This is a genomic window from Marinitenerispora sediminis, assembly GCF_003336425.1.
Classification (GTDB): Bacteria; Actinomycetota; Actinomycetes; order Streptosporangiales; family Streptosporangiaceae; genus Marinitenerispora; species Marinitenerispora sediminis.
Genome location: NZ_QEIO01000078.1, coordinates 1 through 25,623, shown reverse-complemented (window position 1 = coordinate 25,623; position 25,623 = coordinate 1). Strand labels below are relative to the sequence as shown.

Genomic DNA, 25,623 nt, shown 5'->3' with positions numbered 1-25,623 from the left:
AACCCACCCAACCCGATCAGCCGACCGCCCGCCGGCCGCCCCGGTGCGGACCCGCCGCCCTACCGGGGCCAGCGCACCTACTGCTACGCCGACAGCGTCAGCATGCTGCTCGCCGGCCACGGCCACGACGCCGCGCCGGAGTTCGTCGAGGTCCTCAGCGGCGTCGGTCTCGGCGCCATCCTCCTGCCGGACGACCTCCTGGTGCTCGGCCAGGTGCCGCCCGATGTCGGAATCGACAACGCGCTGCACCGGCTCGGCTTCCAGTTCCGGTCGGAGAGGCCCGGGACCGCCGCCGCGGCGTGGCGGCGGCTGGCCGAACTGCTGCCACGCGGCCCGGTCCTCATCGGCCCGCTGGACCAGGCGGGCCTGCCCTACCACCCGCCCCACCCGCCGGGCGAGGTCGACCACTTCGTCGTCGGCTTCGCCATCGAGGACGACCACCTCCTGCTGCACGATCCCGGCGGCTTCCCGCACGTCCGGCTGGACCGCGAGACCCTGCTGCGGGCCTGGTGCGCTGAGGAGATCGGCTACCGCCGCGGCAGCTACCAGCTCTGGCACTCCCCGACCCGCGCGGACACCGGGCCGACCGCCCTCGCGGACGCTCTGGGAGCGATCCGCGCCGACTACTCCCACGCCGCCGGCGCCCCGTGGCCGACCGGCGCCGCCGCGCTGCGCGCCGGGGCCGACCTCGTGGCCAAGCCGACCGTCGGCCGACTCATCCGGTTCGAACTCCCGCTCGCGACGGTGCGGGCCGGGCACTACGCCGACTTCTTCCGAACCTGCCACCGTCCCGAAGCCGCCGACCTCTGCGACCGCAAGGCCCGCGTCTGCGGAGAGGCGTACTCCGCCGCGGCGACCGGGGACGCCGGCGAACTCGCACGCCTGCTGCGGCTGCTCGCCGAGATCGAGGAGGAGCTGGCGGCGGACCTGCTCCGCTGACCTCCTCCCGCCCGGACCGCGCGCCGGAACCGCGGGGTCCCGCAACCTCCACGTCGACCGGAAATCGAGGCGATCACGATGGTTCTCCCCTCCCCCCGCGTGGCTGCCGCGCCGCTCCGCGCCGCCGGCCCGGCGCCGGCGGCACGGCTCGCGTCCGCCTCCCACCCGGACGCCGAGCCGACGGGCGGCCGGGCGTGGTAGCCGCCGCCCTGACCATCGGCGGGCGGGCGGTCGGCGGCGCCGCCCGGACCCCGGTCGAGGATCCGGCCGTGGCCCAGGTCTTCGCCTACGCGCCGGCGTGCTCGGCCGGCCAGCTGGACGAGGCGGTGGACGCCGCCGCCGGCGCGGCCGCGGCGTGGGCCGCCCTGCCGCTCCCGCGCCGCCGCGAACTCCTGCGGCAGTGCGGCAAGGCGCTCGCGGTCCGCGCCGAGGAGGTCGCCGAACTGGTGACCCGGGAGCAGGGCAAGCCGCTGCGCGCGGCGCTCGCCGAGGTGCGGCTGTCCGCTGACTGGTTCACGCGCACCGCCGACCTCGTCATCGCCCCGGAGGAGCCGGTGGCCGACCGCGCCGCGCGCGTGACCGTCGAGCGGGTGCCGCACGGTGTCGTCGCGGCCATCGCCCCGTCCAACTTCCCGATCATCCTGGCCGTGTGCAAGGTCGCCCCTGCCCTGCTCGCTGGCAACACGGTGGTGCTCACCCCCTCGCCGGCCACCCCGCTGTCCACGTTGCTGATGGGCGAGATCCTGCGCGACGGCCTGCCGCCGGGGGTGCTCAACGTCATCTCCGGCGGCACCGCGATCAGCCGGGCGCTCACCGAGCATCCCGCGGTGCGGCTGATCTCCTTCACCGGATCGGTGGAGACCGGCCGCGCGATCGCGCGCCAGGCCGCGCCGAGGTTCGTCCGCACCGTCCTGGAACTCGGCGGGAACGATCCGGCGATCGTGCTCCCCGACGTCGATCTCGACCGGGTGGCCAGCGAGCTGTTCGACCGCTCGATGCGCAACAGCGGCCAGTTCTGCGCCGCGGTGAAGCGGGTCTACGTTCCCGAGCGGCTGCGCGCCGACCTGGTGGAGCGGCTGCGGGCACTGGCGGGCGCGGCACGGGTCGGCGACGGGCTGGACCCCGCCACGGACCTCGGTCCGCTGGTGAGCCGGCGCCAGCTGGAACGGGTCGCCGGCCTGGTGGCGGACGCGGTCGCCGCCGGCGGCCGCGCGGTCGCCGGGGGAGCCCCGCTCGACCGTCCGGGGCACTTCTTCCCGCCGACCGTCGTCACGGACCTGCCCGCGGGCACCGCCCTGGAGCTGGAGGAGCAGTTCGGCCCGGTGATCCCCGTCATCGGCTACTCCACCATTAACGAGGCGGTCGCGCGCGCCAACGCGACGCGCTTCGGGCTCGGGGGCTCGGTGTGGGGGCCGCAGGAGCCGGCCCGGGAGGTGGCCGCCCGGCTGGACTGCGGTACCACCTGGATCAACACCCACGGGGAGCTCCGGCACGACGTGCCCTTCGGCGGTACCCGCGACTCCGGGCTGGGGGTGGAGTACGGGTACTGGGGGCTGCTGGAGTACACCCGGATCCGGGTGCGGCACACCGCGACGGCGGGCTAGACGCGCTGTCCCGGGAGGCGGGCGGCGCGCGACGCGGGTGGGCCGGCGACCGCGGTGCGGAACCGGCGCTGACCGCGAAGGCGCCGGCTCGGGGAACGTCGTTGCGGGCCCCCGCCCGCGCGGACGGGCTGGGATCGCCGCCGCGCCCGGGGACCCGTCCGCGCCCCCGCTGAGGGCGGGTGCGCGCCGGAGCGCCCCGACCGGGCGGCGCCACGCGAACGCGGCCCATGACCGCCTCGGCGGCGCGGGGCCCCGCGCCGCCTGGCGATGACGACCACCGCCACAGCGTCCGCGTCCGCTCGCAGGCGGGATGGAGGTGGCGCCGCCACGGGGGCGTCCCCGGGGCGTCCTGGTGCTGCCTCTGGTGCGGCAGCAGCGCCATCGCGGCCACGCGGGCCAGTCCGGCGGGGGTGAACCGGTCAGCGTGGCCGCGCCGCCTGGTGCCGCGGAACGTGGTGCGAACGGCGCTCCCCACCTGGCCCGTGGCGCCGCCCGGCCTGTGGTCGAGGCCGGACGGTGTTCGGGGAGGCGCGCCGGTGCTCATCGACGCGATGCGGGACAGCTCACGGCCAGAGTGTCCCCCATGCGCCGCAGGTCGCCGACCGCCCCAGAGCCAAATGCTCCTTATTGGCAACTTTGTGGGCGAGAAAGGGGATTTCCTGCTACAGAATGGCGTAGGGTCGTTCGCGACCCAGCGGAGCCGCACCGGCCGGACCCCGGCGGCCCCGCGCGTCCCGCGTCCACGGGGAGAGGCACATGGCGAAGAACGAGCCGACGGAGCAGAGCGATGCCGCCGTCCGCCGCCGCACGCTCATCAAGGGCGGAATCGGAGCGGCGCTCAGCGTCGGCGCCGTCGTCGGCTGCGCGAAGGAGGAGAACGACGAGGAGGACGACAGCAGCTGGATCCCGAGCTGGGTCCCGCTCATCGGCGGACGGAGCAGGGGCAACGGCACCACCCCCGGCCAGGCGCCGCGCCGCACCCGCCGCTGACCCGCCGGCGAGCGCCCGCCCCCCGCACCGGCCCACGAGGAGCGGCCCGAAGGTCGCACGCATGGCGCCGCCCCGAGCGGGCAGCGGGCGAGCACACCGGGCACGCGAGAACCGGAAGGAGGCGAGCGGACATCACCGATGACGCGCTCGCCCCCATCCGGGCCGACAACGGCGAACTCGCCGCGGCGCTGACCCGCCTCGGACGGGACCGCCCCGCCCGGCCCGAGCTGCTCGACGACCTCGCCGCCCGCGTGGTCGCGCACCTGTGCGCCGCCGAGTCCGAACTCGACCGCGTCCTCGCCCGGGAGGCCGCCGAACCCGGGATCCTGCACCGCCGCAACGCCGCGCGGCGGCACATCGAGCAGCTGCTCTCCCGCCTCAAGGCCGTGGACCCGGCCGGCCGCCGGTTCGCCGAACTGCTGCGGCGCCTCACCGCCGACCTGCGTGCACACCTCGCCGAGGAGGAGGAGATCGTGCTGCCCGACCTGCGCTCCGCGGTCGGCCCCGAACGGCTCGCCGAGCTCGGGGCCGCCTTCGAACGGCGCCGCCGCGCCGAGTTCGCACACCTGCGTCCCGGGTGATCCGCGGACGGCGTTGCCCGGGGTACGAGCTACTCCCCGGGCGTCGGCCGCGGATCCTCCCGCCCCGGTGCGCCCACCGGACGGCTCCCCGGGTCGGCCGCGTGCCGGGCGGCCGCCGGGTCCTCCGCCTCATCGGGCAGGTACGCGCGGAACCAGGCCAGCGCCGCACCGGTCGCGTGCTCCAGCAGCCCCGGCTCGGTGAAGTCATGCGAGGCCCCGCGCACGATATGGACGCGATGCGCGCCGTGCAGCGACTCCGCCGCCGCGCGGCTGATCCGCACGAGATGCTCGTCGTCGCTGCCCGCGATCAGCAGAACGGGCGCGCGTACGGCGGGCAGCCGCTCCGACGCGAGATCCGGGCGGCCGCTGCGGCACACCACCGCACTGACCCGGTCCGGCCGGGCGGCGGCCGCCCCCAGCGCACCGGCCGCCGCCGTGCCGGTGCCGAACAGCCCCACCCGCAACCGCGCGGTGCGCTCGGCGGTCGCGAGCTCGTCCACGACACCGGTCACCCGCCGGGTGAGCAGCGGTACGTCGAACCGCGGCGCGATCGCCGACTCCCCGCCCCGGTCGCGGGTCTCCTCCTCACGCGTCAGCAGATCCACGAGCAGCGTCCCCAGCCCCGCGTTCACCATGGCCTCGGCCACCGAACGCTCCCGCCGGCTGCGCCGCGGGCTGTCGTCGCTCTCCACGAACACCACGACCCCGCGCGCCCGCGGCGGTAACGCCAGGTCGCCGGGCAACTCCACGTCGCCGACGCGCACCTCCATCGGCACGACCTCCATACAACGCTCCCTCCCCGCCGGCGGCTGCCGGCCTTGTCCCAGGTGGTCCAGCGGCGCCCGCCCGCGGGCGCGCCGGTGCGCGCGGGGCGCGGTCGACCCCCGACGCCCCGCTGGAAGAAGCCGCCGGGCGGCCACGCCCGGACAGCGCCGCGCCCGCGTCCCCTCCCCCGGTAGGAGCGGTCCGCGCGGCGCCCATCCCCTCTACCCGGTACGTCGCGGAACCGACGTGCGGACGGCGGTTATTCCGGTGTTCTTTCGGGCGCGCGCGGGCCGAAGGGCCGGCCGCGGGCGTTTGAACGGTGGAGGGCGCGGTAGCGGGACGGTGTCGATTCCCATCCAGCGCCCGGCCCGGAACGGCGCGTCGGCGCATGCGCGAGGTGATCGGATGAGGGAGGGGCCGGAGACCGCGGCCCTGCTGACGACGCTGAAACGGGTGGCGATCATCCTCAAGGACGCGGGCGTGCCGTTCGCCCTCAGCGGCAGCTTCGCCGCCTACGCCCGCGGGGCGACCGCCTCCGACCACGACGTCGACTTCGCCGTGCTGCCCGGAGACGTCGAACGCGCCGTCGACGCGCTCGCGCGAGCGGGGCTGGAACCCGTGCGGGTCGCGGAGGACTGGCTGGCCAAGATGTACGACGACGCCCGCCAGGTCGACCTCATCTACCGTCCCAGCGAGCACCCGGTCACTCCCGAGATGCTCGGCCGCGCGGCACCGATGAAGGTCAACTCCATCCACGTCCCGGTGCTGGACGCCACCGACCTCATGGTGATGCTGCTGCGCGCCTTCACCGAGCACCACTGCGACTTCTCCGCGCCGCTGGAGATCGCACGAGCCCTGCGGGAGCAGGTCGACTGGCCGGCGGTGCGCGCCGCGACCGCTGACTCCCCCTACGCCCACGCCTTCCTGGTGCTGCTGCGGCACCTCGCGGTGATCGGCCCGAACGAGGAGAACCCCATGGCACGAGAAGAACCGCAGTATCTGGCCGGCCACCTGCAGCAGGCGCTGGCCGAGGACCCGCGGACGGGAGCCCTGGGCATCCGGGTCCGCGTGCACGGCACCGACGTCCACCTGTCCGGCGACCTGCCCAGCAGGGAACGCCGGCGCATGGTGCTGGCGGTGGCGAGGGAGATGGTGCCCGACTACGTCGTCCACGACGACCTGAGCGTCGACCCCATGGAAGGCGACACCGAGGAGGAGCGGCTCGCATGATCAGGATCGCCGCGGTCGGCGACGTCCACCTCGACGAGGAGATGCGCGGCCACTACCGCAGCCGGCTGGACGGCCTCGCCGACAGCGCCGACGTGCTGCTGCTCGCCGGGGACCTCACCAAGCACGGCACCGCGGAGGAGGGGGACGTCGTCGCGGCGGAATTCCGGGGACTCGGCGTTCCGGTCGTCGCCGTGCTCGGCAACCACGACTACCACTGCGATGCCCAGGACGCCATCACCGAGGGCCTGCGCGCCGAGGGCATCACCGTCCTGGAGGGCGACGGCGTGACGCTGGACTCCCCGGGCGGCCGAATCGGGATCGCCGGCACCAAGGGCTTCGGCGGCGGTTTCGCGGGCAAGTGCGCCTCGGAGTTCGGCGAGCCCGAGATCAAGGGCTTCGTCCGGCACGGCCGCCAGGTGGCGCACCGCTTCGGCGCCGCGCTGCGCGACCTCGACGCCGACCTGCGGGTCGGGCTCACCCACTACGCCCCCGTGAAGGACACCCTGGCCGGCGAGCCGCCGGAGATCTACCCCTTCCTCGGCAGCTACCTGCTGGCGGAGGCGGTGGACGGAGCCAAGGTCGGCCTGGCGGTGCACGGGCACGCGCACGCCGGCGTGGAGTGCGGGCTGACCCCGGGCGGGGTGCGGGTGCGCAACGTCGCCCTGCCGGTGCTGCGGCGCCCGTACGCCGTCTACCGGCTGGAGGCCGTGCCGGAGCCGGTGGCGGTCTGAGCACCGCGGGCGGGCGCCGTCACGCCCGAGTGGGCACCGGATCGGGCGGGCACCCGTCCGGCCGGACGGCGAGCAGCACCACGTCGTCCGTGGGCGTGTCCGGCATCCCCTCCAGCAGCGCGTCGCAGAACCGGGGGAGCGGCTCGCGCGCCACCACCGCGGCCTGCTGCCGCAACCGGAGCATGCCGCGGTGCAGCGGCTCGCCGCGCCGCTCGATGAGGCCGTCGCTGTACAGCAGCAGGGTCGACTCCTCGGGGAGCGCCGTCCGGGCGTCGGGGCGTCCGCAGCCCTCGACCGCCCCCAGCAGCATGTCGTGTCCGTCCGTGAGGAACCGGGTCTCGCTGTCGGCCGTGGTGAGCAGCGGCGGCGGATGCCCGGCGTTGGACCAGCACAGCCGCCAGCGCCCGGCCGCCGCGCCCTCGATCCGCCCGAAGACGGCGGTGGCCGTCTGCGCGTCGCTGAGGTAGTGCAGCATCGTGTCCAGCCGCCGCATGATCTCGCTGGGCGGCTCCCGGCGGTCCCACGCGAGCGCCCGGAGCATGCTGCGCAGGTGCCCCATCTGCACGGCGGCCGCGCGGTCGTGCCCGGCGACGTCCCCCACCACCACGGCGGTCGCGCCGTCGGGGAGCACGAAAGCGTCGTACCAGTCGCCGCCCACTTCCGCCGTCGCCTCCGCCGCCTGGTAGCGGGCCTCCATCTCCAGGCCGGGGATATGCGGCAGTTCGGGCAGCAGCGACAGCTGGAAGTCCTGCGCGGTGTCGCGCTGGGCGGCGTACAGCCGCGCGTTGTCGACGGCGAGCGCCGCCCGCCAGGCGAGGTCCTCGACCAGGTCGAGGTCCTCGGCCGTGAGCGGATGCGCGGGGTCGGCCCGGACCACGCTCAGCGCCCCCAGTACCCGGTGCCGGGCGAGCAGCGGGGCGACGATCGCGGTGTCCGCGCCGAACCGCCGCTGCGCGTCGCGCTGCATCCGCCCGAGCGGGGTGTCCGCCTGCCCCGTCGGGAACGACTCCACGAGCACCGGACCGGCTCCGGCGAGCGCGCGCTCCAGCGGGGTGTCGGAGAACGGGTCCGGCGGCGGGATGCGCCCCTCCGAGCCGGTCGGCATCGTCACCTCGGGGTCCCGGTGGGCGAACGCCGCGTGCCAGGCCTCGTCCTCGACCAGGTCGACCACGCACCAGTCGGCGAGCCGGGGCACCAGCAGCCGCGCGAGGTTCTGCAGCACCTCCTCCGTGTTCAGGCTGCTGCTGAGCGCCGTGCTCACGTCGGCCAGCAGCGCGAGCCGGGTCATCGCGCGCCGCAGCCCGGGGGAGAACGTCCCCTCACGCCCCTCGTCCGACATGGTGGCCCCCTTCGCCGGGCGCCGGCCGGGACGCCGTCACCCGCGCTCCTCGTCCGGACGGGGCGAGTCCGGCTGCAGCGGGTCGTGGCCGAGGCGCATCAGCGCGTGCCGCCACCGCGGGTCCTCCACCCGCGGTCGGTCGAGCAGCGCACGCACCTGGCGCACCACCTCGCGCATGTCCCGCACGTCCTGCTGGGTCAGGTCCGCGCGCCGCCGCGTGAGCAGCCGCACGACGCGCCGTCCCTGCCAGGCGAGGTCGAGGTCCGGATCCGGGCCGAGCACGTCCTCGCCGGAGGCGTCAGTCACCAGCCAGGTCCGGAGTTCGTCGCCGCGCATGTTCACGAGCCGGTGGAACTCCTGCCAGAGCTCCTCGGTCGCCGGATCCAGCCGCCCGTCCGGTGCCACGCCGCATCCCCTCCCGGCCCCAGGTTCCTCCTCCCGACCCGCTACCGCACCGCCACCAGCCCAAACCCGCCATGTTTACGCCCCAGGGCGCGAGGTAGCGGCCTTGAAGCGGGAGCGGACGGCAGCGACGCCCACACGACCACGGAGGCAGTCATGGCCACCCAGACCGAAATCTTCCTGCGCACCCACCCACAGGACGTCCAAGGCGACCTGGAACTCATCACCCGCTGCGTCGAGCGCCTGGCCGCCTGCGTGCAGTCGTGCACCGCCTGCGCCGACGCCTGCCTCGGCGAAGTGAACGCCACCGACCTCGTCACCTGCATCCGGCGCAACCTGGACTGCGCCGACGTGTGCGCGGCCGCGGAGCAGGTGCTCACCCGCCGTACCGCCCCCGACCCCGAACTCGACCGCTCGCTGCTGGAGACGTGCGTGCGCTTCTGCGGGATCTGCGCCGCCGAGTGCGCACGGCACGCCGACAGCCACGAGCACTGCCGGCTCTGCGCCGACACCTGCCGGCTCTGCGAGGACGCCTGCCGGCAGCTGCTGACCACCCTGCCGAAGGCGCCCGCGGCCCGCCGCCCGGACGCCTGACCCGGCGCCCGACCGACCGAACGCACCGGAAGGAGCAGTTCGATGCCAGCACGCAAGGAGATGCCCAGCACGCTGCAGCGGTCGCCGAAGAAGGCCCAGGACACGTGGGCCGAGGCGCACGACTCCGCCGTCCACACCTACGGAGAGGGCGAGCGGGCGCACCGCGTCGCCTACGCGGCGTTGAAGCACGAGTTCGAGAAGGTCGGCGACCACTGGGAGCCCAAGGGCCGCAAGGGGCCGTCCGACAAGCAGGCGAGCAACCCGCGCGCGCCCAAGCAGCGCGGCGGCGACAAGAAGACGGCTGGGGGCGTGGACGCCAACGCCAGCAAGAAGCACCTCTACGAGCGGGCCCGCGAGATGGACGTCGCCGGACGCTCCTCCATGTCCAAGAAGGAGCTCGTGGACGCCCTGCGCAAGGAGAACGCCAAGCGGACCCGGCGCGCCCGCTCCTCCTGACCCGGACCGCCGCCGCGACCCGACGCAGCCCGAGAATTAAGGAGCGTCCGCCGTGCAGCACGACGAATTCATCGGACACGTCCAGGACCGCGCCCGGCTCGCCAGCCGCGGCGAGGCCGAGCGGGCCGCCCGCGCCACGCTCCAGACCCTCGCCGAACGCCTGCCCTCCGGGCTCGCCCGCAACCTCGCCGGCCAGTTGCCGATCGAGATCGGCGACCAGCTGGAGACCGCCGCCACGGGGGAGGCGGCCGGCGCCGTGCGCTTCGGCGAGCAGGAGTTCTTCGACCGCGTCGCCGAACGCGCGGGCACCGACCGGGCCGGCGGCGGCCGCCTGGCCCGCGCGGTGTGCGCCGTGACCTGCGAGGCGGTGGACCAGCCGCTGCGGGAGCGGACCCACGACGTCCTGCCCGAGGACATGCGGGAGCTGTTCCCGGTGGGCGCGCCGTGACCGCGCGCGGCCGGTAGCCCGAACACCACCGCGAAGCCCGGGCGCCGGGGCGCCCGGGAGCTCCGCCGCGCGGCGGTGGCCGTCGGCCGCGGCGCCGAGTACCCGGCGGGGCCCCGCTCCCGCGACGCTCCCGGCCGCCAAGGGCCCGGGGGTGTGCGAGGGCCGCAGCCGGTCCGGCCACCCGCACGGGGACGCATCCGCGAGCCCCGATCCGGAGGTCGGGTGCGGCGTGCGGGGCGCTAGCAACCCGGGGGCGCGCGGACGCGCCGGCATGGGGGAGCGGCCGGGAGCACCCGAGCCGGGAGCTGCCGGCAGGGCGGCAGGGCCGTGCCCGATCGTGGGCGACAAGGGCTTCGCCGGGGCCCGGGGCGAGAAGGCCGCGGCCGCCCCGGGCCCCGTGCTCGTCCGCCCGGCCCGCCGCGACGAGCCCCACCCCGGCATCTTCCCGAACTGGCTGCACCACCGCATCGAAGCGGTGATCTGGGCCCTGAAGAACCAGCTCGGCCTGGAACGCCGCACCGCACGCATCCGGGAAGGCCTCTGGGCGCGCAGCTGCCAGCGGATCCTCGCCCTCAACGCCGTGGTCCGGCACGACTGGCTGATCGACGCACCCGTCAAGCGCTCACTCGTGGCCTACGGCCACTGACCAGCATCTAGACCGCCGCGGCGCAGTCCTCCGCGGGGCGGGGAGCCGGGGCGGTCCCCTCGCCCCCGGGCGCCGCGGGGACCGGTGCGGCGATGATGCCGTCGAGGATGGCGCGTGCGGCCAGCAGCTCACCGACCTCCTCGCTGATGCGGTCGCGCTCCTTGATCAGCTCGCTGGTGAGCTCCGCGCAGGCGGGCGCCAGCTGGCCGTCGGCGTCGGCCATGCACGGGAGCACCTCGGCGATCACGGCCGTGCCCAGTCCCGCGGCCAGCAGGGTGCGGATGCGGCGCACGGTCGCCGCGTCGGCCTCGGTGAACTCGCGGTAGCCGCTCGGCCTGCGGGCCGGGCGGAGCAGCCCCTGCTCCTCGTAGTAGCGCAGCGCCCGCTCACTGGCGCCGGTCCGCCGGGCCAGCTCTCCGATGCGCATGTGACCTCCGGCACAGGACGTTGACTCTCACGTCGACGTGAAGCTTTAGCTTAACGGCCATGACGGACGAACGACACGACGCCACCGACCACGACCACGACCACCTCGACGGGCACCCCGACGACGACCGCGACGCCCCGGAGCCGGTGACGGTTCTCGGCCTGGGCCCCATGGGCACCGCGCTGGCCGGAGCCTTCCTCGACGCGGGCCACCCCACGACCGTGTGGAACCGCTCGCCCGCCAAGGCCGACCCGCTGGTGGAGCGGGGCGCCCGGCGGGCGGGGACCGCCGCCGAGGCGGTGGCGGCGAGCCAGCTCGTGATCGTGTGCGTGATCGACTACGACGCGGTGCACGCCATCGCCGACTCCGCCGCCGATGCCCTCGCGGGCCGGACCCTGGTGAGCCTCACGGCCGACACCCCCGGCCGCGCCCGGGAGATGGCGGCCTGGGCCGCCGAACGGCGTGTCGGATACCTCGACGGCTCCATCATGACGCCCACCACCACGATCGGCGGCCCCGACGCGGTGATCCTGTTCAGCGGAGCCGAGGCGCTGTACGAGCGGCACGCCGCGGCCCTGGCCGCCCTCGGCGGGCGGCGGGTCCACCTCGGCGCCGATCCCGGCCGGGCCGCCGCCTACGACGTGGCCCTGCTCGACATGTTCTGGACCGCGGTGAGCGGCATCGCGCACGGCTTCGCCCTGGCCGCGGCGGAAGGGGTCTCCGCGACCGACCTGGCGCCGTTCGCGAAAGGCCTCCACGAGCTGCTGCCCTGGACCATCGACGAGTTCGCCCGCAACGTGGACTCCGGCCACCACCCCGACCCGGTGTCGAGCCTGCGCTCCATCACGGCCGGGATGGAGCACGTCGTGCACGCCACGCGCGCCCGCGGACTGGACGACGGGGCGATCGGAGCCGCGACGGCGCTGGCCCGCCGCGGTGTCGACGCCGGCTACGGCGCCGACAGCATGTCCCGCCTGACGGAGCTCCTCGTGCGGACGGCCGGCTCCCCGGTCTCCGGCTGACTCACGGAGCTCCCCGGGGAGGCTCCGCGCCCTGCGGCGGTCCGCGGCCGCGGGCGGGGCCGTCCGGGCCCCGGCTCAGGGAACCCGCTGCCCTCCGGACGCGGCGGCCGACCGGGGGCGGGCGGTCGCTCCCGTCCGCGGGGACGGGACGGGGACGTCGCGGGCGAGGAGCTCCTCCAGGGCCAGCAGCACGTCCCGCGTGGTGATCCGCAGCAGCCCCGGGTCCGGCCGCGTCCCCCACGGGTCGCCGCGGCCCTGCGCCCACAGGCAGACGTGGCGCAGGCCGTCGATCCGCGGACCCCACTGCGCCGGTGAGACCGGGCCGAACAGCCGCACCGACGGTGTCGCGTAGGCCGTCGCCAGGTGGCCGACACCGGTGTCCCCGCACACCACCACGGACGCCTCCGCCACCAGGGCCGCCAGGCGGGTCAGCGACGTGCGGCCGGCGATCACCGCGTCCGGCTCCAGGCCCGCCACGCGGGCGACCCGGGTCGCGAGCTGGTGCTCCTCGCGGGAGCCCGTCACCACGACCGGGTAGCCGCGGTCGGTGAGCCAGCGGGCGACCTCGGCGAACCGCAGCTCCGGCCAGCGCCGCGCCGGGAACGCGGCGCCGGGGTGCACCACCGCCGCGCCCGGGCGGCGGCTGCGCTCCGAGGGCGGGGCCAGCCGCAGGTCCGCCGGGTCCGCGGTGACTCCGTACTCGCCCACCAGGCGGCACCACACGTCGACCTCGTGCTGGCCGGAGACCCAGCACGGGCCCGGCACGTCGGGCAGGTCCGGATGGGCGTAGGTCCACAGCCGGTCCGGCCCCAGCGCGCGCAGCGCGGCCGTGCTCTGCGGCCCGCGGCCGTGCAGGTTGACGGCCAGCTCCGGAGGCGGCCCCTTCCACACCGGCGTCCGCGGCCCCTCGGTGGGCAGCACGTGCGGCGGCAGGCCGGCCAGCGCCAGCAGGTCGGCGTGCCGGGCCGGGGCCGCGAGCCGGAAGCGGTGCCCGGGGTAGGCGCGGTGCAGGGCCCGCAGCGCGGGGACCGCGGTGAGGAAGTCGCCCAGACCGAGCGCGCGGAGCACCACCAGGGCCGGGTCACCCGGGCGGGGGTGCGGTGGCGGGCCGCCGGCGGCCGCGGCCACCGCGCGGTACCCGCCGCGCGCTAACGATCGTCGCATGGCCCCCCGCTACCTTGCCGGGGCGGTTTCAAACCGGCCGTAGGGCGCGAAGCCACTGGTCGCAGGCGTTCCGCCGCCGCGTCGGCGGCGCGCCCGGCGCGGCCGGGCCGGATCGGGACGTGTCACCGCGGCGGATCCGGATAGGGGAGCCCCACCCGGCCGTGGGGAACGGCGTCCACGGCCGCCGGCGGCCCGCCCGAGGCCGCCGGAGGCGAGGAGGGCGCATGGGCATCCGGCAGTGGCTCGACGCATGGCCGGTCTACCGGCAGCTGACCGGGGACGATCCGCTGGGGCGCGGCGCCGCGGCCGAGTCGGCGCGCAGCCGCGCGCTCACCGCGCGCACCCGCACCGCCGACCGGGTCGTCACCTCGGTCTGCCCGTACTGCGCGGTGGGCTGCTCGCAGAACGTCTACGTCCGCGACGACGAGGTCGTGCAGATCGAGGGCAACCCGGACTCGCCGGTCAGCCGGGGCCGGCTCTGCCCGAAGGGCGCCGCCTCCCTGCAGCTCACCACCGGACCGTCGCGTCGGCGCACGGTGCTGTACCGGCCGCCGCACGCCCGCGACTGGCAGCAGCTCGACCTCGACACCGCCATGGACATGGTCGCGGACCGGGTCATCGAGACGCGCCGCCGCACCTGGCGCTGGGAGGAGGACGGCCGCCGGGTGGCGCGCACCCTCGGGATCGCCAGCCTCGGCGGGGCGACGCTGGACAACGAGGAGAACTACCTGATCAAGAAGCTCCTGACCTCCCTCGGCGTGATCCAGGTGGAGAACCAGGCGCGGGTCTGCCACAGCGCCACCGTCGCCGGGCTGGGCACGTCGTTCGGGCGCGGCGGCGCCACCACGTTCATGCAGGACCTCCAGCACGCCGACTGCATCGTCATCGAGGGCTCCAACTTCGCCGAGGCGCACCCGGTCGGCTTCCAGTGGGTGATGGAGGCCAAGGCGCGCGGCGCCGTGGTCGTCCACGTCGACCCGCACTTCAGCCGGACCAGCGCCCACGCCGACCTGCACGTGCCCATCCGCGCCGGTACCGACATCGCCTTCCTCGGCGGCATCATCAACCACGTCATCACCCACGGCGCCTACTTCCGCGACTACCTGCTCGCCTACACCAACGCCGCCACCATCGTCTGCGAGGACTACCGCGACACCGAGGACCTGGACGGCCTGTTCTCCGGCTTCTCCCCGCAGGACCGCGACTACGACCCCGACAGCTGGCAGTACGAGGGCGCCCAGGTGGCGGCCGCCGCCGGGCAGCGCGAGCAGATGTCCCGGGCGGAGTGGGCGGCACGGGAGGAGGGCCGGCACCGGGTCGGCTCCTCCGGACGCTCCGAGCAGCACGGCTCCGGCGGCGCCGCCATCACCGGCGAACCCTCCTACGACGAGACGCTGGAGCACCCCCGCTGCGTGTTCCAGATCCTCCGCCGGCACTTCGCCCGCTACACCCCGGAGGTGGTCCGAGACGTCTGCGGCATCCCGGAGGAGACCTTCCTGGAGGTGTGCCGGCACCTGACCGAGAACTCCGGGCGCGACCGCACCAGCGCCTTCTGCTACGCGGTCGGCTGGACCCAGCACACCACCGGATCGCAGTTCATCCGGGCCGCCTCCATCCTCCAGCTGCTGCTCGGCAACATCGGCCGCCCCGGCGGCGGGATCCAGGCACTGCGGGGGCACGCCAGCATCCAGGGGTCCAGCGACATCCCGACGCTGTTCAACCTGCTGCCCGGCTACATCCCGATGCCGCACGCCCACCAGCACTTCGGCCTGGACGACTTCGTGCGCGCCGACGCCGCCCGCAAGGGCTACTGGGCGAACATGCGGGCCTACGCGGTGAGCCTGCTCAAGGCGTGGTGGGGCGACGCCGCCACCGCCGACAACGACTACGGCTTCGACTACCTCCCGCGGCTGACCGGCTCGCACGCCACCTACGACACCGTCATGGCGCAGCTGGACGGCAGCTGCCGCGGCTACTTCCTCATGGGGGAGAACCCGGCCGTCGGCTCCGCCAACTCCAGGGCGCAGCGGCTCGGCATGGCCAACCTCGAGTGGCTCGTGGTGCGCGACTTCTCCCTCATCGAGAGCGCCACCTGGTGGAAGGACGGCCCGGAGATCGAGACCGGCGAACTGCGGACCGAGGACATCGGCACGGAGGTGTTCTTCTTCCCCGCGGCCTCGCACACCGAGAAGTCCGGCAGCTTCACCAACACCAACCGGATGCTCCAGTGGCACGACGCCGCGGTGCGGCCCAAGGGCGACGCGCGCAGCGACCTGTGGTTCATGTACCACCTGGGCCGGATCATCCGCGAGAAACTGGCCGGCTCCACCGACCCCATGGACCGGCCGGTCCTGGACCTGACCTGGGACTACCCGCTGGAGGACGGCGACGAGCCGAGCGCGGAGGCCGTGCTCGCCGAGATCAACGGCCGCGACGCCGCCGGCCGGCCGCTGTCCCGCTACCAGGAGCTGCGCGACGACGGCTCCACGAGCTGCGGGTGCTGGATCTACTGCGGCGTCTACGCCGACGGCGTCAACCAGTCCCGCCGCCGCAGACCCGCCGACCAGCAGGACTGGATCGCCGCCGAGTGGGCGTGGGCCTGGCCCGCCAACCGGCGCGTCCTCTACAACCGCGCCTCCGCCGACCCCGACGGCCGGCCGTGGAGCGAGCGCAAGGCCCTGGTGTGGTGGGACCCCGAGGAGGGGCGCTGGGCCGGGCACGACGTCCCGGACTTCGACGGCACCCGGCCCCCGGACTACCGGCCGCCCGAGGGCGCCACCGGCCCGGACGCGCTCACGGGCACCGACGCCTTCATCATGCAGGCCGACGGCAGGGGCTGGCTGTACGCGCCGGCCGGGCTCACCGACGGCCCCCTGCCCACGCACTACGAGCCGCAGGACTCGCCGGTCACCAGCCCGCTCTACTCGCAGCAGCGCTGCCCGACCCGGCTCGTCTACCCGCACCCGCTCAACCGGTACCACCCCGCCGGCGGCGACCCGGGCGCGCTCGTCTACCCGTACGTGATCACCACCTACCGGCTGACGGAGCACTTCACCGCCGGCGGGATGAGCCGGTGGACGCCCTACCTCTCGGAGCTGCAACCCGAGTTCTTCTGCGAGGTCTCGCCCGAGCTCGCCGCCGAGCGAGGGCTGCGCCACGGCGACTGGGCGACCCTCGTCAGCGCCCGCAACGCCATCGAGGCGCGGGTGCTCGTCACCGAGCGGATGGTGCCGCTGCGGGTCGCCGGCCGCGTGGTCCACCAGATCGGGCTGCCCTACCACTGGGGGCCCAACGGCTACAGCACCGGCGACGCGGCCAACGAGCTGTCCTCCATCGCGCTGGACTCCAACGTGCACATCCAGGAGGTCAAGGCCCTGACCGCCGACATCCGCCCCGGCCGCCGCCCGCGCGGGCCCGCCCTGCTCGAACTCGTCCGGGAGTACCAGCGGCGGGCCGGAATCACCGACACGACCGGCACGGAGGTGTGAATGACCGCCAACGACCCCGCGCCGGGCGGCCCGGCCGACCCGGCGGGCGCGGCCGGCCACCCCGACCACCCGCCCCGCGTGGGCTTCTTCACCGACACCAGCGTCTGCATCGGGTGCAAGGCCTGCGAGGTCGCCTGCAAGGAGTGGAACGCCATCCCCGAGGACGGGCTGAACTTCGCCGCGACCTCCTACGACAACAGCGGCGGGCTGGGCGCCGACACCTGGCGGCACGTCGCGTTCATCGAGCAGCGCCGCCCCCTCGGCCGGCAGCACACCGGGGTCGCGCGCGACGGCGCCGGACCCGCGGGCGAGGCGGCCGCGGTCGACCTCGGCATGCCGTCCTTCGAACGCCCCGGCGACGGAGCCGGCGCCGACGGCCGCGGCGAGTTCCGCTGGCTGATGTCCTCCGACGTCTGCAAGCACTGCACCGAGGCCGCCTGCCTCGACGTCTGCCCCACCGGCGCGCTGTTCCGCACCGAGTACGGCACCGTGGTGGTGCAGGAGGACATCTGCAACGGCTGCGGCTACTGCGTGCCGGCCTGCCCCTACGGCGTCATCGACAAGCGCGAGGACGACGGCCGCGTGTGGAAGTGCACCATGTGCTACGACCGGCTGGGCGCGGGCCAGCAGCCCGCCTGCGCCCAGGCGTGCCCGACCGACTCGATCCAGTTCGGCGAACTCGACGAACTCCGGGAGCGCGCCGCCCGCCGCGTCACCGACCTCCAGCTCGCCGGCGTCGACTCGGCACGGCTGTACGGGGAGGACCCCGGCGACGGGGTCGGCGGCGCCGGCGCGTTCTTCCTGCTGCTCGACGACCCCGAGGTCTACGGCCTGCCGCCGGACCCGGTGGTCACCACCCGCGACCTGCCCGCCATGTGGCGGCACGCCGGCACCGCCGCCGCCGTGCTGCTGGCCGGGCTCGCCGCGACGTTCCTCGGGAGGCGACGGTGAGCACGTCCGACGTGACCAGGCAGGGCGTGCGCGGCGCCCGACCCGCCCGCGACGCCCTGACGGGATCGGCCCGCGCCCGGCCCGACGCCCCGCGGCGGGATGGGCGGGCCCCCGAGGGCGGGTTCCGCTCCTACTACGGCAGACCCGTGCTGAACCGGATCCCGTGGGCCGCCCGCGACATCGCCGGCTACCTCTTCCTCGGCGGACTCGCGGGCTCCTCCTCGGTGCTGGCCGCGGGCGCCGAGCTCTCCGGCCGGCCGGCGCTGGCCCGGACCATGAAGGCCACCGCGCTGGGCGCCATCACGGGGTCGGTCGCGGCGCTGGTCAACGACCTCGGCCGCCCGGCCCGGTTCGTGAACATGCTGCGGGTCTGCAAGCCCACGTCCCCGATGAGCGTGGGCTCCTGGCTGCTCGCCGGCTACGGGCCGCTCGCCGGCGCGGCCGCGGCCACCGAGCTCACCGGCCGGTTCCGCCGCCCGGGCACCGCGGCCACCGTGGGCGCCGCCCTCCTCGGCCCGGCCGTGGCGGCCTACACGGCGCCGCTCATCTGCGACACCGCGGTGCCCGCCTGGCACGAGGGGTACCGGGAGATGCCGTTCGTGTTCACGGGGTCGGGCGCGGCGGCGGCCGCCGGGGTGGGCCTGCTCGGCTCCCCGCCGGCGGAGAACGGCCCGGCGCGGCGCGCGGCCGTGTTCGGGGCGGCCCTGGAGACCGCCGCCCTGGCCCGGATGCGGCGCCGGACGGCAGCGGTGGCCGACACCCACCGCGGCGGCCGCGCCGGCGTGCTGCTGCGCGCCGCCGAGGCCCTGACCGCCACCGGCGCCCTGGGCGCCGCCGTGCTGGGCCGCCACCGCTGGGCCGCCCGCGTCTCCGGCGCCGCGCTCGTCGCCGGCTCGGCCTGCACGCGCTTCGGGATCTTCTACGCGGGGATCGCCTCCGCCGAGGATCCCCGCTACACCGTCGTCCCGCAGCGCGAACGCGTCCGCGAGCGGGCCGCCGCGGGCCTGGCCTGACGGTGCGCCCCAGCGGTCCCCATGACCACCGCCGGCCGCCGACGCGGCCGGCCCCGTCCGAGAGGAGAACACCGTGAAAGCCGTGGTGTGGCACGACGTGGGCGATATCCGCCTCGACGACGTCCCCGAGCCCGAGATCCGCGACCCCCACGACGCCATCGTGCAGATCACGACCAGCGCCATCTGCGGGACGGACCTGCACATGGTCCGCGGCACGGTCCCCGGCATGCGGGAGGGCACCGTCCTCGGGCACGAGGCCGTGGGCGTGGTCACCGAGGTCGGCCCCGGCGTGCGCAACTTCCGGCCCGGCGACCGCGTGGTCGTCCCGTCCACGATCGGCTGCGGCACCTGCAGCTACTGCCGGGCCGGCTACTACGCGCAGTGCGACCGGGCCAACCCCAACGGCCGGCGCGCCGGCACCGCCTTCTTCGGCGGCCCCGAGAGCACCGGCGCGTTCGACGGCCTGCAGGCCGAGCGGGCCCGGGTGCCCTACGCCAACGTCGGACTGGTCCCGATCCCTGAGCAGGTCAGCGACGAGGAGGCGATCCTGCTCTCCGACATCTTCCCCACCGCCTGGTTCGGCGCCCGGCTGGCCGAGATCGGACCGGGCGACACCGTCGCCGTGTTCGGCTGCGGCCCGGTGGGCCTGTTCAGCATCATCAGCGCCCGGTTGCAGGGCGCCGGCCGGGTGCTGGCGGTCGACCGCGTCCCCAGCCGCCTCGAGCAGGCACGCGCGCTGCACGCCGAGGTGGTCGACTTCGACGAGGAGGACCCCGTCGAGGCGCTGGTGGAGCTGACCGGCGGCATCGGACCGGATCGGGTGATCGACGCGGTCGGCGTGGACGCGGTCGGTCCCGCGCGCGGGCCGGGCCGCTCCGACGAGCCCGCCGGCCTCGCCGACGAGGTCGCGGAGGTCGCGCCGCGGACCAACCCGCAGGGCCGCACCTGGGTACCCGGCGACGCGCCGTCCCAGGCCGCGCGCTGGGCGGTGGACGCGCTCGCCAAGGCCGGCACGCTGTCGGTCATCGGCGTCTACCCGCCGAGCATGACCCGGTTCCCGTTCGGCACCGCCATGAACAAGAACCTCGCCATCAACATGGGCAACTGCCACCACCGGCGCTACATCCCCCACCTGGTCGACCTGGTGGCGAGCGGGGTGGTGAGCGGCACCTCGGTCCTCACCCAGGAGGAGCCGCTGCCGGGCGTCATCGACGCCTACACCACCTTCGACCGCCGCGAGCCGGGGTGGACCAAGGTCGCCCTCACCACCGTGTGACCGCGCGCCGGGGGCGAACCCGGCGCACGCGCCGCGGGGCCGGGCCGCGCCACCGCGGCCCGGCCCCGCACGGGGCGGCCCGGCGCGCTGCCCGGAGTCCGCCGCCGACTGCTCTCAGTGGCGGAAGTGGCGTCGCTCCGAAGCCGCGGAGGCCGGACACCGCCGCGGCGGCAGCGGCGGGCGGGACGAGCGGGTCCGGGCCTCCACCGACCGGTCCGGCCGTGTGGCGGCGGTGCCGGTCAGCTGACCGGCGACCAGCGGTCCGCCCGGCGCACGGCGGGCCGACCGGCCGGGAGCGGTGGTCGGACGACGGGGAACGCGCGGCTGCGGTGCGCGTCACGCACCGCCTCCGGGGACCAGCGGATGGGCCCATCCGGTGAGGCGGTCCCTGCGGAAGAGCGGAGCGGCGCCAAGCCGTCAGCGGCACGAAGGCGCTCTCGGGCCTCGCCCCGGTCGGGGCGGCGGTGACGAAGACCGAGCCCGAGGCCGGGCGCGGAGCGCCTTCGGCCGAGGCCACGACGAGGACCGCGATCACCCCGAGCAGCGGGTCGGTTCCCGCGCCGACCAGGGCGGCGGACGAGGCGCGGCTGTCGGCGCCGCCGTGGAGGACAGCGGTCCGGCGCCCGCGGTGGTGACGCGTCCGACGGCCGCGACCCGCAGGTGCCGGTCGCCGGACAGGTACGCCAGGACGCGGCCGGCGTCCCCGGCCCGGCCCACGCGGCTGAGGAGCTCGCGGGCCGCGACCGCGACCAGTGAGCGGTGCCCCGGCCGCGGCGCACTCCGGCACGGCCTCACCGCGGAGCCGCGACCACGGCCGGGCCCCGCCTCGCCGGCCGTCCCGGTCGCGGGACGACCGGATCCTGGCCGCCCGGGTCGGCGGGGCGGGCCCGGCGCACCGCCGCGTGCCGCTCCGGCGCCGGGGCACTGGACGGACGGCGGCGGCGAGCTGCCGCTGGCCGCGACGGGGGACGAGGGGGCCGCGGGCTACCTCGGACGGCACGGCGGCGCGCGCCTCGCCCGGGGGAGCGGGGCGCTAGCGCGCCGGGGGCCGGACCGGCGGCATCCGCCAGGGCGGCCGCCACCCGGTCGGCCCCCGGACGAGGAGCCGGCGCCCTCAGCCCGACCCTGCCGGCCCGGACCCGCCGCACCGCCACGTCCCGCTCGGGCGCCGGGGCGCCGAGCCTCGCGGCCAGTGGCCGGCACCCGTCACCGGAGCGCCTCCCCGCCCTCCTCCGGGAGCTGCCCCGGGCCGCCGGCGCGATCGACACCCGTATCCGGGCGCGGGGCCGGACGCCGGCCGAGCGCGAGGTCGCAGCAGACGGCGGCGAGGCCCACCAGCGCCGCGGCGAGTGCGCACACGCCGACCGCCGGCCCCGGGCCGATCGAGGTGAGCAGGGCCGCGACGAGGACGCCGGAGGCGCCGTAGCCCAGCCCCTTGGCGGCATAGAGCGACGAGAACCCGAAGGCCCACCGCGACTCCGGCAACTGGCCCTGGACGACCATCGCACGCGAGACGAGCGTCGGGGTCTGCACCAGGCCGGCCACCACGAACAGCGCCGCCACCGCCGGCCATCCGGGCGCGAGCGCCAGGCAGGCGGTCACCGCGCAGTAGCACACCAGCAGCGCGCCGGAGTGCAGGCGCTGCGCCGGCCACCGGCGCAGGCCGTAGCAGAAGCCGCCGACGACACCGGCCACCGAGGCGGCCGACAGGACCAGCCCCGGCGCCGACTCGCCGGCCCCCAGCCCGGTGAGCAGGGAGGGCAGGGAGGTGGACGCCGCCCCCAGCGTGAACATCGCGAGGCCGTCCAGCGTGAGCGACGGCCAGATCCGCCCCAGCGCGCCGGCCCGCGCGGGCCCCGGCGCCGGCGGCTCCGCCGGCGGAGCGGACGCCAGGCCGAGGGCGGCGATCGCGCCCACGGCGGCCGCCGCTCCCATGGCGGCGGTCGGCCAGGTCCCCGAGCCGAGGACGACGAGGGCGGCGACGAGCGCGGGGGCGGCGGCCCACATCGTCGCGCTCGCGGTCTCCTCGAACCCGAACGCGGCCGGGCGGGCGCCCGGCGGGACCAGGTGCTGCAGCAGACTGCGCAGCCCGCCGTTGGCCCCGGCCGCGACGCCCCCGCCCAGCGCGGCCAGCGCGACGATCACCGGGAACGGCAGGACGTGGGCGAAGGCGGCCAGCGCGAGGCAGATCGCCGCCTCCGCGCCGAGCACGAGGAACGCCTCGCGGCCGGCCGGGCGCCGGTCGAAGCGCCGCCCGAGCCACGAGGCGCAGGCGGCCTCGGCCAGCGCGTGCCCGCCGGCGAGTAGTGCCCCGGCCGCGAACGAGCCGGTCACCTCCCGCCCCAGGTAGACCAGTGCCAGCGGCGCCATCGCGACGGGCAGCCGCTGGCAGAGCAGGACCAGGGTCCACACCGGCAGGCCCGGAGTGCGCAGCACGGCCAGGTAGGACCGGACGCCGCCAACCGCCGTGGCGCCGTCGGCGCTCGCCTCCACCACGCGTCCTCCTTCGTCCGTCAGGGGGCTTGCGCGCCCGGCGCCGCCGGTGCTGGGCGCGGGACGCGGACCTGCGGTGCCTCGCGGCGGCGGCCACCGCGCGCCGGACGGCCGGACGCGGCGGTGCGGCTCCGGTTCGCCGGCGTCATGATGCCGCACCGCGCGGACCCCGGCAACGATTCCGTCCGAATTCGGTCGCTCGGCGATTCCGCCGGATTCCCACCGCCTGTGGAACGCGCAGGTCCGCGACCGCCGGCACCGCCGGCCGCGTATTCGACCCGGCGGGCACCCCCTGTTCCGAATAAAGCGCCTGATATTCCGAACCTTGCGAAATGTGGTGGCAGGGTCTTACGTTCTTTCCGGCGCCCGCCCCGGGCAGGTGCATACCGGCGCCCCCGGCCCACGGCGTGCGCGGCGGCGGGCCCGCCGCCCGATCCGCGGGCGGCAGCACAGGCGGGAATTGCGTCGCGCCCACCGAAATCGCGCCGCGCCGTCCGCCGGTGCGCCCTTTTCCCGCACGGCGTTTTCCCGAGGAAATCGACAGCGGCCCGAAGCCGGCCCGGGGAATCCGGGCACCGAACCTGGAGGAGTCGTGATGAGAGTCCGGAGGCTGGGCGTCGAGGGCGCCCTGGAATTCACCCCCGAGGTGTTCCGGGACGACCGGGGGGCCTTCACCTCCCCCCTCCAGCGGCACGCGTTCGCCCGGGCCGCGGGCCGCCCCCCGTTCCCCGTCGCCCAGACCAGTCACAGCCGCTCGCGCCGCGGCACGGTCCGCGGCGTGCACTACACGCGCACCCCGCCCGGGACCGCCAAGTACGTGTGCTGCCTGGCGGGCCGCGCGCTCGACCTCGTCATCGACCTGCGCGAGGGATCGCCGACGTTCGGCCGCTGCGAGGCGGTCCCGCTCGACGGGGAGGGGTCGCGGGCCCTGTACCTGCCCGTGGGCGTCGGCCACGCGTTCGTGGCGCTGGAGGACGGGACCCTGATGAGCTACCTCATGTCCGCCGAGTACGCCCCGGAGCACGAACTCGCCGTGCGCCCGCTCGACCCCGCGCTCGGCCTGCCGCTCCCGGACGGGCTCGACCCCCTGCTGTCCGACCGCGACTGCGGTGCCCCCACGCTCGCCGAGGCCCGGGAGCGCGGGCTGCTCCCCGAGTACGACACGTGCCGCACGATCGAGGAGTCGCTGTGAACACCACCGGACACCGCCCGCTCGTCGCGGTCCTCGGAGCCTCGGGCTTCGTGGGCTCCGCCGTCACCCGTGAACTGGCCCGCCGGCCCATCCGGCTGCGGACGGTCGCCCGCCGGCCCGTCGGCCCGCTGCCCGCCGGCGCCGCGGCCGAGCACGAACCGCTCGTCGCCGACCTCACCGGTCCCGGCGCACTCGCCGCCGCGGTCGCGGGCGCCGACGCCGTCATCCACCTGGTCGCGCACATCTCCGGCCAGGCGAGCTGGCGGGTGGCCGACGGCGACGCCGCCGCCGAGCGGGTCAACGCCGGCCTCGCCCGCGACCTCGTGGCGGCCGTGCGCGCCGAGCGGCCGCAGGGACCGCCGCCCACCGTGCTGTTCGCCGGCACGACCATGCAGGCCGGAGTGCCGGCGGCCGAGCGGATCGACGGCACGGAGCGCGACGCCCCGACCACCGCGTACCCGCGGCACAAGCTCGCCGCCGAACGCGCCCTGATGGACGCCACCGCCCAGGGCGTGCTGCGCGCCGTGTCGCTGCGCCTGCCCACGGTGTTCGGGCACGTCCCCGGGGCCGCCGACCGCGGAGTCGTCTCCGCCATGATCCGCCGCGCGCTCGCCGGCGAGCCGCTGACGATGTGGCACGACGGGTCCGTGCGGCGCGACCTGCTGCACGTCGAGGACGCGGCGCGGGCGTTCGCCGCGGCACTGGACCACGCGGAGCCGCTCGCCGGGCGGCACTGGCTCGTCGGGACCGGGAGCGGAACGCGGCTCCGCGACGTCTTTCGCGAGGTCTCCGGCGCGGTGGCGGAGCTGACCGGCCGCCCGGCCGTCCCCCTCGTCTCCGTCCCGCCCCCGCCGCACGCCGACGCCAACGACTTCCACGGCGTGGTGGTCGACTCCTCGATGTTTCGCGGGATCACCGGATGGCGGCCGCGCGTCCCGCTGCGCGACGGGCTGCTCCGCGCCGCGGCCGCCATCGCGACGGCGCCGGTGTGATCCGGCGCCGGGCCGGCGGAGGTCAGAGGACGGCCGCCCGGCTGCTGACCGCCGCGAGGAGGGTACGCGCCTGGACGTTGACGTAGCGGCCGCTGCCCGCCAGCGACGTCAACTGGCCCGGGGTCACCCACAGGTGGCCGGGCGGCGCCTCCTCCGGTGCCTCTTCCGGCCCGGCCTCCACGATGAGGTGCCGGCTCACCGCGTTCAGGAACCGGCCGCCCTCCTCCGAGTGCACCGCCGAGTAGCGGATCCGCTCCGGGCCGGCGCCCAGCACCAGGTCGAGGAACGCGGGCGGGTCCGCGTCCACGCCCACCACACCGTCGGGCACGTGCTGCACGGTGGGCCCCAGCTCGACCGCGTCCGCCAGCCCGCCCTCCGCCCGGGCGCGCGCCAGCAGGTGCGGGACGCCGCCGAAGCGCCGGAGGACGAACGCGACCACGCCCGCGGCCGCGGGCTCGACCAGCGGCTGCGTCCACCCCGGGACCTCGCGGTTGCCCGCCGCGGCGCGCACCGCCACCACGCGGAAGCTCCGGCCGGAGACGTGCTCGACCGCCGACGCGCTCCGCTCCCAGCCCGCCAGCCCCGCCAGCGGGACCAGCCGGGCCCGCACCTCGCGCCGGGACCGCTCGGTGGTCAGCCAGGACAGCACGTCGGTGTCGGAGTGCAGCGCGCCGGGCTCGTGGTCCGGCAGCGGGGCGCAGGCGAGGACCGAGCGGCTGTCCATGTTCACCACGGCGTCCCGCCGCAGCAGCTCGCCGATCTGGCCCAGGGTGAGCCAGCAGAAGTCCTCGTGCGCCGGCACGTCGCCGGCGGCCTCGACGATCACGTTGCGGTTGGACTTGCGGTGGAACCACGCGCCATGCTCCGACTGCAGCACGTC

General features: G+C 76.2%; 23 protein-coding genes and 1 pseudogene. 17 read left to right on the top strand and 7 right to left on the bottom strand.

The annotated features are described in order from the left end of the window. From DEF28_RS15865 to DEF28_RS15855, 4 genes are all read left to right on the top strand, one after another. Positions 1–939 (top strand): BtrH N-terminal domain-containing protein (locus DEF28_RS15865; protein ID WP_114446164.1); only part of this gene is annotated, 939 nt, incomplete at its 5' end. 194 nt (positions 940–1,133) lie between these two features. Further along, entirely contained in the window at positions 1,134–2,543 is a 1,410-nt protein-coding gene (locus DEF28_RS15860; RefSeq protein ID WP_233515328.1) for an aldehyde dehydrogenase family protein, read from the top strand. A gap of 756 nt (positions 2,544–3,299) precedes the next feature. Beyond that, entirely contained in the window at positions 3,300–3,533 is a 234-nt protein-coding gene (locus tag DEF28_RS28465; protein ID WP_233515330.1) for a hypothetical protein, read from the top strand. Further along, a complete protein-coding gene (locus tag DEF28_RS15855; RefSeq protein ID WP_233515329.1) occupies positions 3,443–4,114 on the top strand; it encodes a hemerythrin domain-containing protein in 672 nt (223 codons plus the stop codon). Before DEF28_RS28465 ends, DEF28_RS15855 begins: the two co-directional genes overlap by 91 nt. A 29-nt stretch (positions 4,115–4,143) precedes the next feature. Here the strand turns inward: DEF28_RS15855 and DEF28_RS15850 are convergent, their stop codons facing one another. Then, positions 4,144–4,899, bottom strand: a complete 756-nt coding sequence (locus DEF28_RS15850; protein ID WP_114400249.1) for a dienelactone hydrolase family protein — start codon at positions 4,897–4,899, stop codon at positions 4,144–4,146. A 385-nt stretch (positions 4,900–5,284) separates the two neighbouring features. Between DEF28_RS15850 and DEF28_RS15845 the strand changes: the two genes are divergently transcribed. After that, positions 5,285–6,109, top strand: a complete 825-nt coding sequence (locus tag DEF28_RS15845; protein ID WP_114400248.1) for a nucleotidyltransferase family protein — start codon at positions 5,285–5,287, stop codon at positions 6,107–6,109. After that, the gene (locus tag DEF28_RS15840; protein ID WP_114400247.1) at positions 6,106–6,840 is read left to right on the top strand and encodes a metallophosphoesterase family protein; all 735 of its coding nucleotides are present in this window, start codon (positions 6,106–6,108) and stop codon (positions 6,838–6,840) included. The genes DEF28_RS15845 and DEF28_RS15840 overlap by 4 nt, the downstream gene beginning before the upstream one ends. Positions 6,841–6,859: 19 nt before the next feature. Here the strand turns inward: DEF28_RS15840 and DEF28_RS15835 are convergent, their stop codons facing one another. Together DEF28_RS15835 and DEF28_RS15830 are read right to left on the bottom strand one after the other, a co-directional pair. Beyond that, positions 6,860–8,179: a PP2C family protein-serine/threonine phosphatase gene (locus DEF28_RS15835; protein ID WP_114400246.1), complete on the bottom strand. Its 1,320-nt coding sequence runs from the start codon at positions 8,177–8,179 to the stop codon at positions 6,860–6,862. Between the two features lie 36 nt (positions 8,180–8,215). Further along, positions 8,216–8,584, bottom strand: a complete 369-nt coding sequence (locus tag DEF28_RS15830) for a DUF3140 domain-containing protein (RefSeq protein ID WP_114400245.1) — start codon at positions 8,582–8,584, stop codon at positions 8,216–8,218. 153 nt (positions 8,585–8,737) lie between these two features. Here DEF28_RS15830 and DEF28_RS15825 point away from each other — a divergent pair, with 153 nt between their 5' ends. The 4 genes and pseudogenes from DEF28_RS15825 to DEF28_RS15810 form a co-directional block, all read left to right on the top strand. Next, complete coding sequence (locus DEF28_RS15825) at positions 8,738–9,175, top strand: four-helix bundle copper-binding protein (protein ID WP_114400244.1); 438 nt, start codon at positions 8,738–8,740, stop codon at positions 9,173–9,175. Positions 9,176–9,217: 42 nt separating this feature from the next. After that, entirely contained in the window at positions 9,218–9,631 is a 414-nt protein-coding gene (locus DEF28_RS15820) for a ChaB family protein (protein WP_114400243.1), read from the top strand. A 52-nt stretch (positions 9,632–9,683) separates the two neighbouring features. Next, entirely contained in the window at positions 9,684–10,079 is a 396-nt protein-coding gene (locus DEF28_RS15815) for a DUF2267 domain-containing protein (RefSeq protein ID WP_114400242.1), read from the top strand. 316 nt (positions 10,080–10,395) lie between these two features. Then, positions 10,396–10,725, top strand: a pseudogene (locus DEF28_RS15810) (IS982 family transposase); the annotation flags it as partial. Between the two features lie 7 nt (positions 10,726–10,732). Here DEF28_RS15810 and DEF28_RS15805 read toward each other — a convergent pair. Next, the gene (locus DEF28_RS15805) at positions 10,733–11,152 is read right to left on the bottom strand and encodes a MerR family transcriptional regulator (RefSeq protein ID WP_114400240.1); all 420 of its coding nucleotides are present in this window, start codon (positions 11,150–11,152) and stop codon (positions 10,733–10,735) included. A 59-nt stretch (positions 11,153–11,211) separates the two neighbouring features. Here DEF28_RS15805 and DEF28_RS15800 point away from each other — a divergent pair, with 59 nt between their 5' ends. Further along, entirely contained in the window at positions 11,212–12,174 is a 963-nt protein-coding gene (locus DEF28_RS15800) for an NAD(P)-dependent oxidoreductase (protein ID WP_114400239.1), read from the top strand. 75 nt (positions 12,175–12,249) lie between these two features. On the opposite strand, the gene DEF28_RS15795 is transcribed toward DEF28_RS15800, so the two are convergent. Further along, positions 12,250–13,338, bottom strand: coding sequence for a glycosyltransferase family 9 protein (locus DEF28_RS15795; RefSeq protein WP_114446162.1), 1,089 nt, complete (start codon positions 13,336–13,338; stop codon positions 12,250–12,252). Positions 13,339–13,562: 224 nt separating this feature from the next. On the opposite strand from DEF28_RS15795, the gene fdh reads away from it, so the two are divergent. The 4 genes from fdh to DEF28_RS15775 all read left to right on the top strand — a co-directional run bounded on the left by fdh (position 13,563) and on the right by DEF28_RS15775 (position 20,066). Then, complete coding sequence (gene fdh / locus DEF28_RS15790) at positions 13,563–16,826, top strand: formate dehydrogenase (protein ID WP_114400001.1); 3,264 nt, start codon at positions 13,563–13,565, stop codon at positions 16,824–16,826. Further along, the gene (locus DEF28_RS15785) at positions 16,827–17,777 is read left to right on the top strand and encodes a 4Fe-4S dicluster domain-containing protein (RefSeq protein ID WP_114400000.1); all 951 of its coding nucleotides are present in this window, start codon (positions 16,827–16,829) and stop codon (positions 17,775–17,777) included. It abuts the gene before it with no gap. Beyond that, positions 17,774–18,790 carry an NrfD/PsrC family molybdoenzyme membrane anchor subunit gene (gene nrfD / locus DEF28_RS15780; protein ID WP_114399999.1) on the top strand — a complete coding sequence of 339 codons (1,017 nt, stop codon included), beginning with the start codon at positions 17,774–17,776 and terminating at the stop codon, positions 18,788–18,790. Before DEF28_RS15785 ends, nrfD begins: the two co-directional genes overlap by 4 nt. A gap of 73 nt (positions 18,791–18,863) precedes the next feature. Further along, positions 18,864–20,066, top strand: a complete 1,203-nt coding sequence (locus DEF28_RS15775) for a zinc-dependent alcohol dehydrogenase (RefSeq protein WP_114399998.1) — start codon at positions 18,864–18,866, stop codon at positions 20,064–20,066. Positions 20,067–21,272: 1,206 nt separating this feature from the next. Here the strand turns inward: DEF28_RS15775 and DEF28_RS15765 are convergent. Beyond that, entirely contained in the window at positions 21,273–22,562 is a 1,290-nt protein-coding gene (locus tag DEF28_RS15765; RefSeq protein ID WP_114399996.1) for an MFS transporter, read from the bottom strand. A 592-nt stretch (positions 22,563–23,154) separates the two neighbouring features. On the opposite strand from DEF28_RS15765, the gene DEF28_RS28110 reads away from it, so the two are divergent. Further along, complete coding sequence (locus tag DEF28_RS28110) at positions 23,155–23,751, top strand: dTDP-4-dehydrorhamnose 3,5-epimerase family protein (RefSeq protein ID WP_114399995.1); 597 nt, start codon at positions 23,155–23,157, stop codon at positions 23,749–23,751. Beyond that, on the top strand, positions 23,748–24,743 hold the full coding sequence (locus DEF28_RS28105; protein ID WP_114433457.1) for an NAD-dependent epimerase/dehydratase family protein: 996 nt from the start codon (positions 23,748–23,750) through the stop codon (positions 24,741–24,743). The genes DEF28_RS28110 and DEF28_RS28105 overlap by 4 nt, the downstream gene beginning before the upstream one ends. A gap of 22 nt (positions 24,744–24,765) precedes the next feature. Here the strand turns inward: DEF28_RS28105 and DEF28_RS15755 are convergent. Next, the coding region (locus DEF28_RS15755) for an NDP-hexose 2,3-dehydratase family protein (protein ID WP_199493336.1) at positions 24,766–25,623 on the bottom strand (858 nt) is incomplete at its 5' end.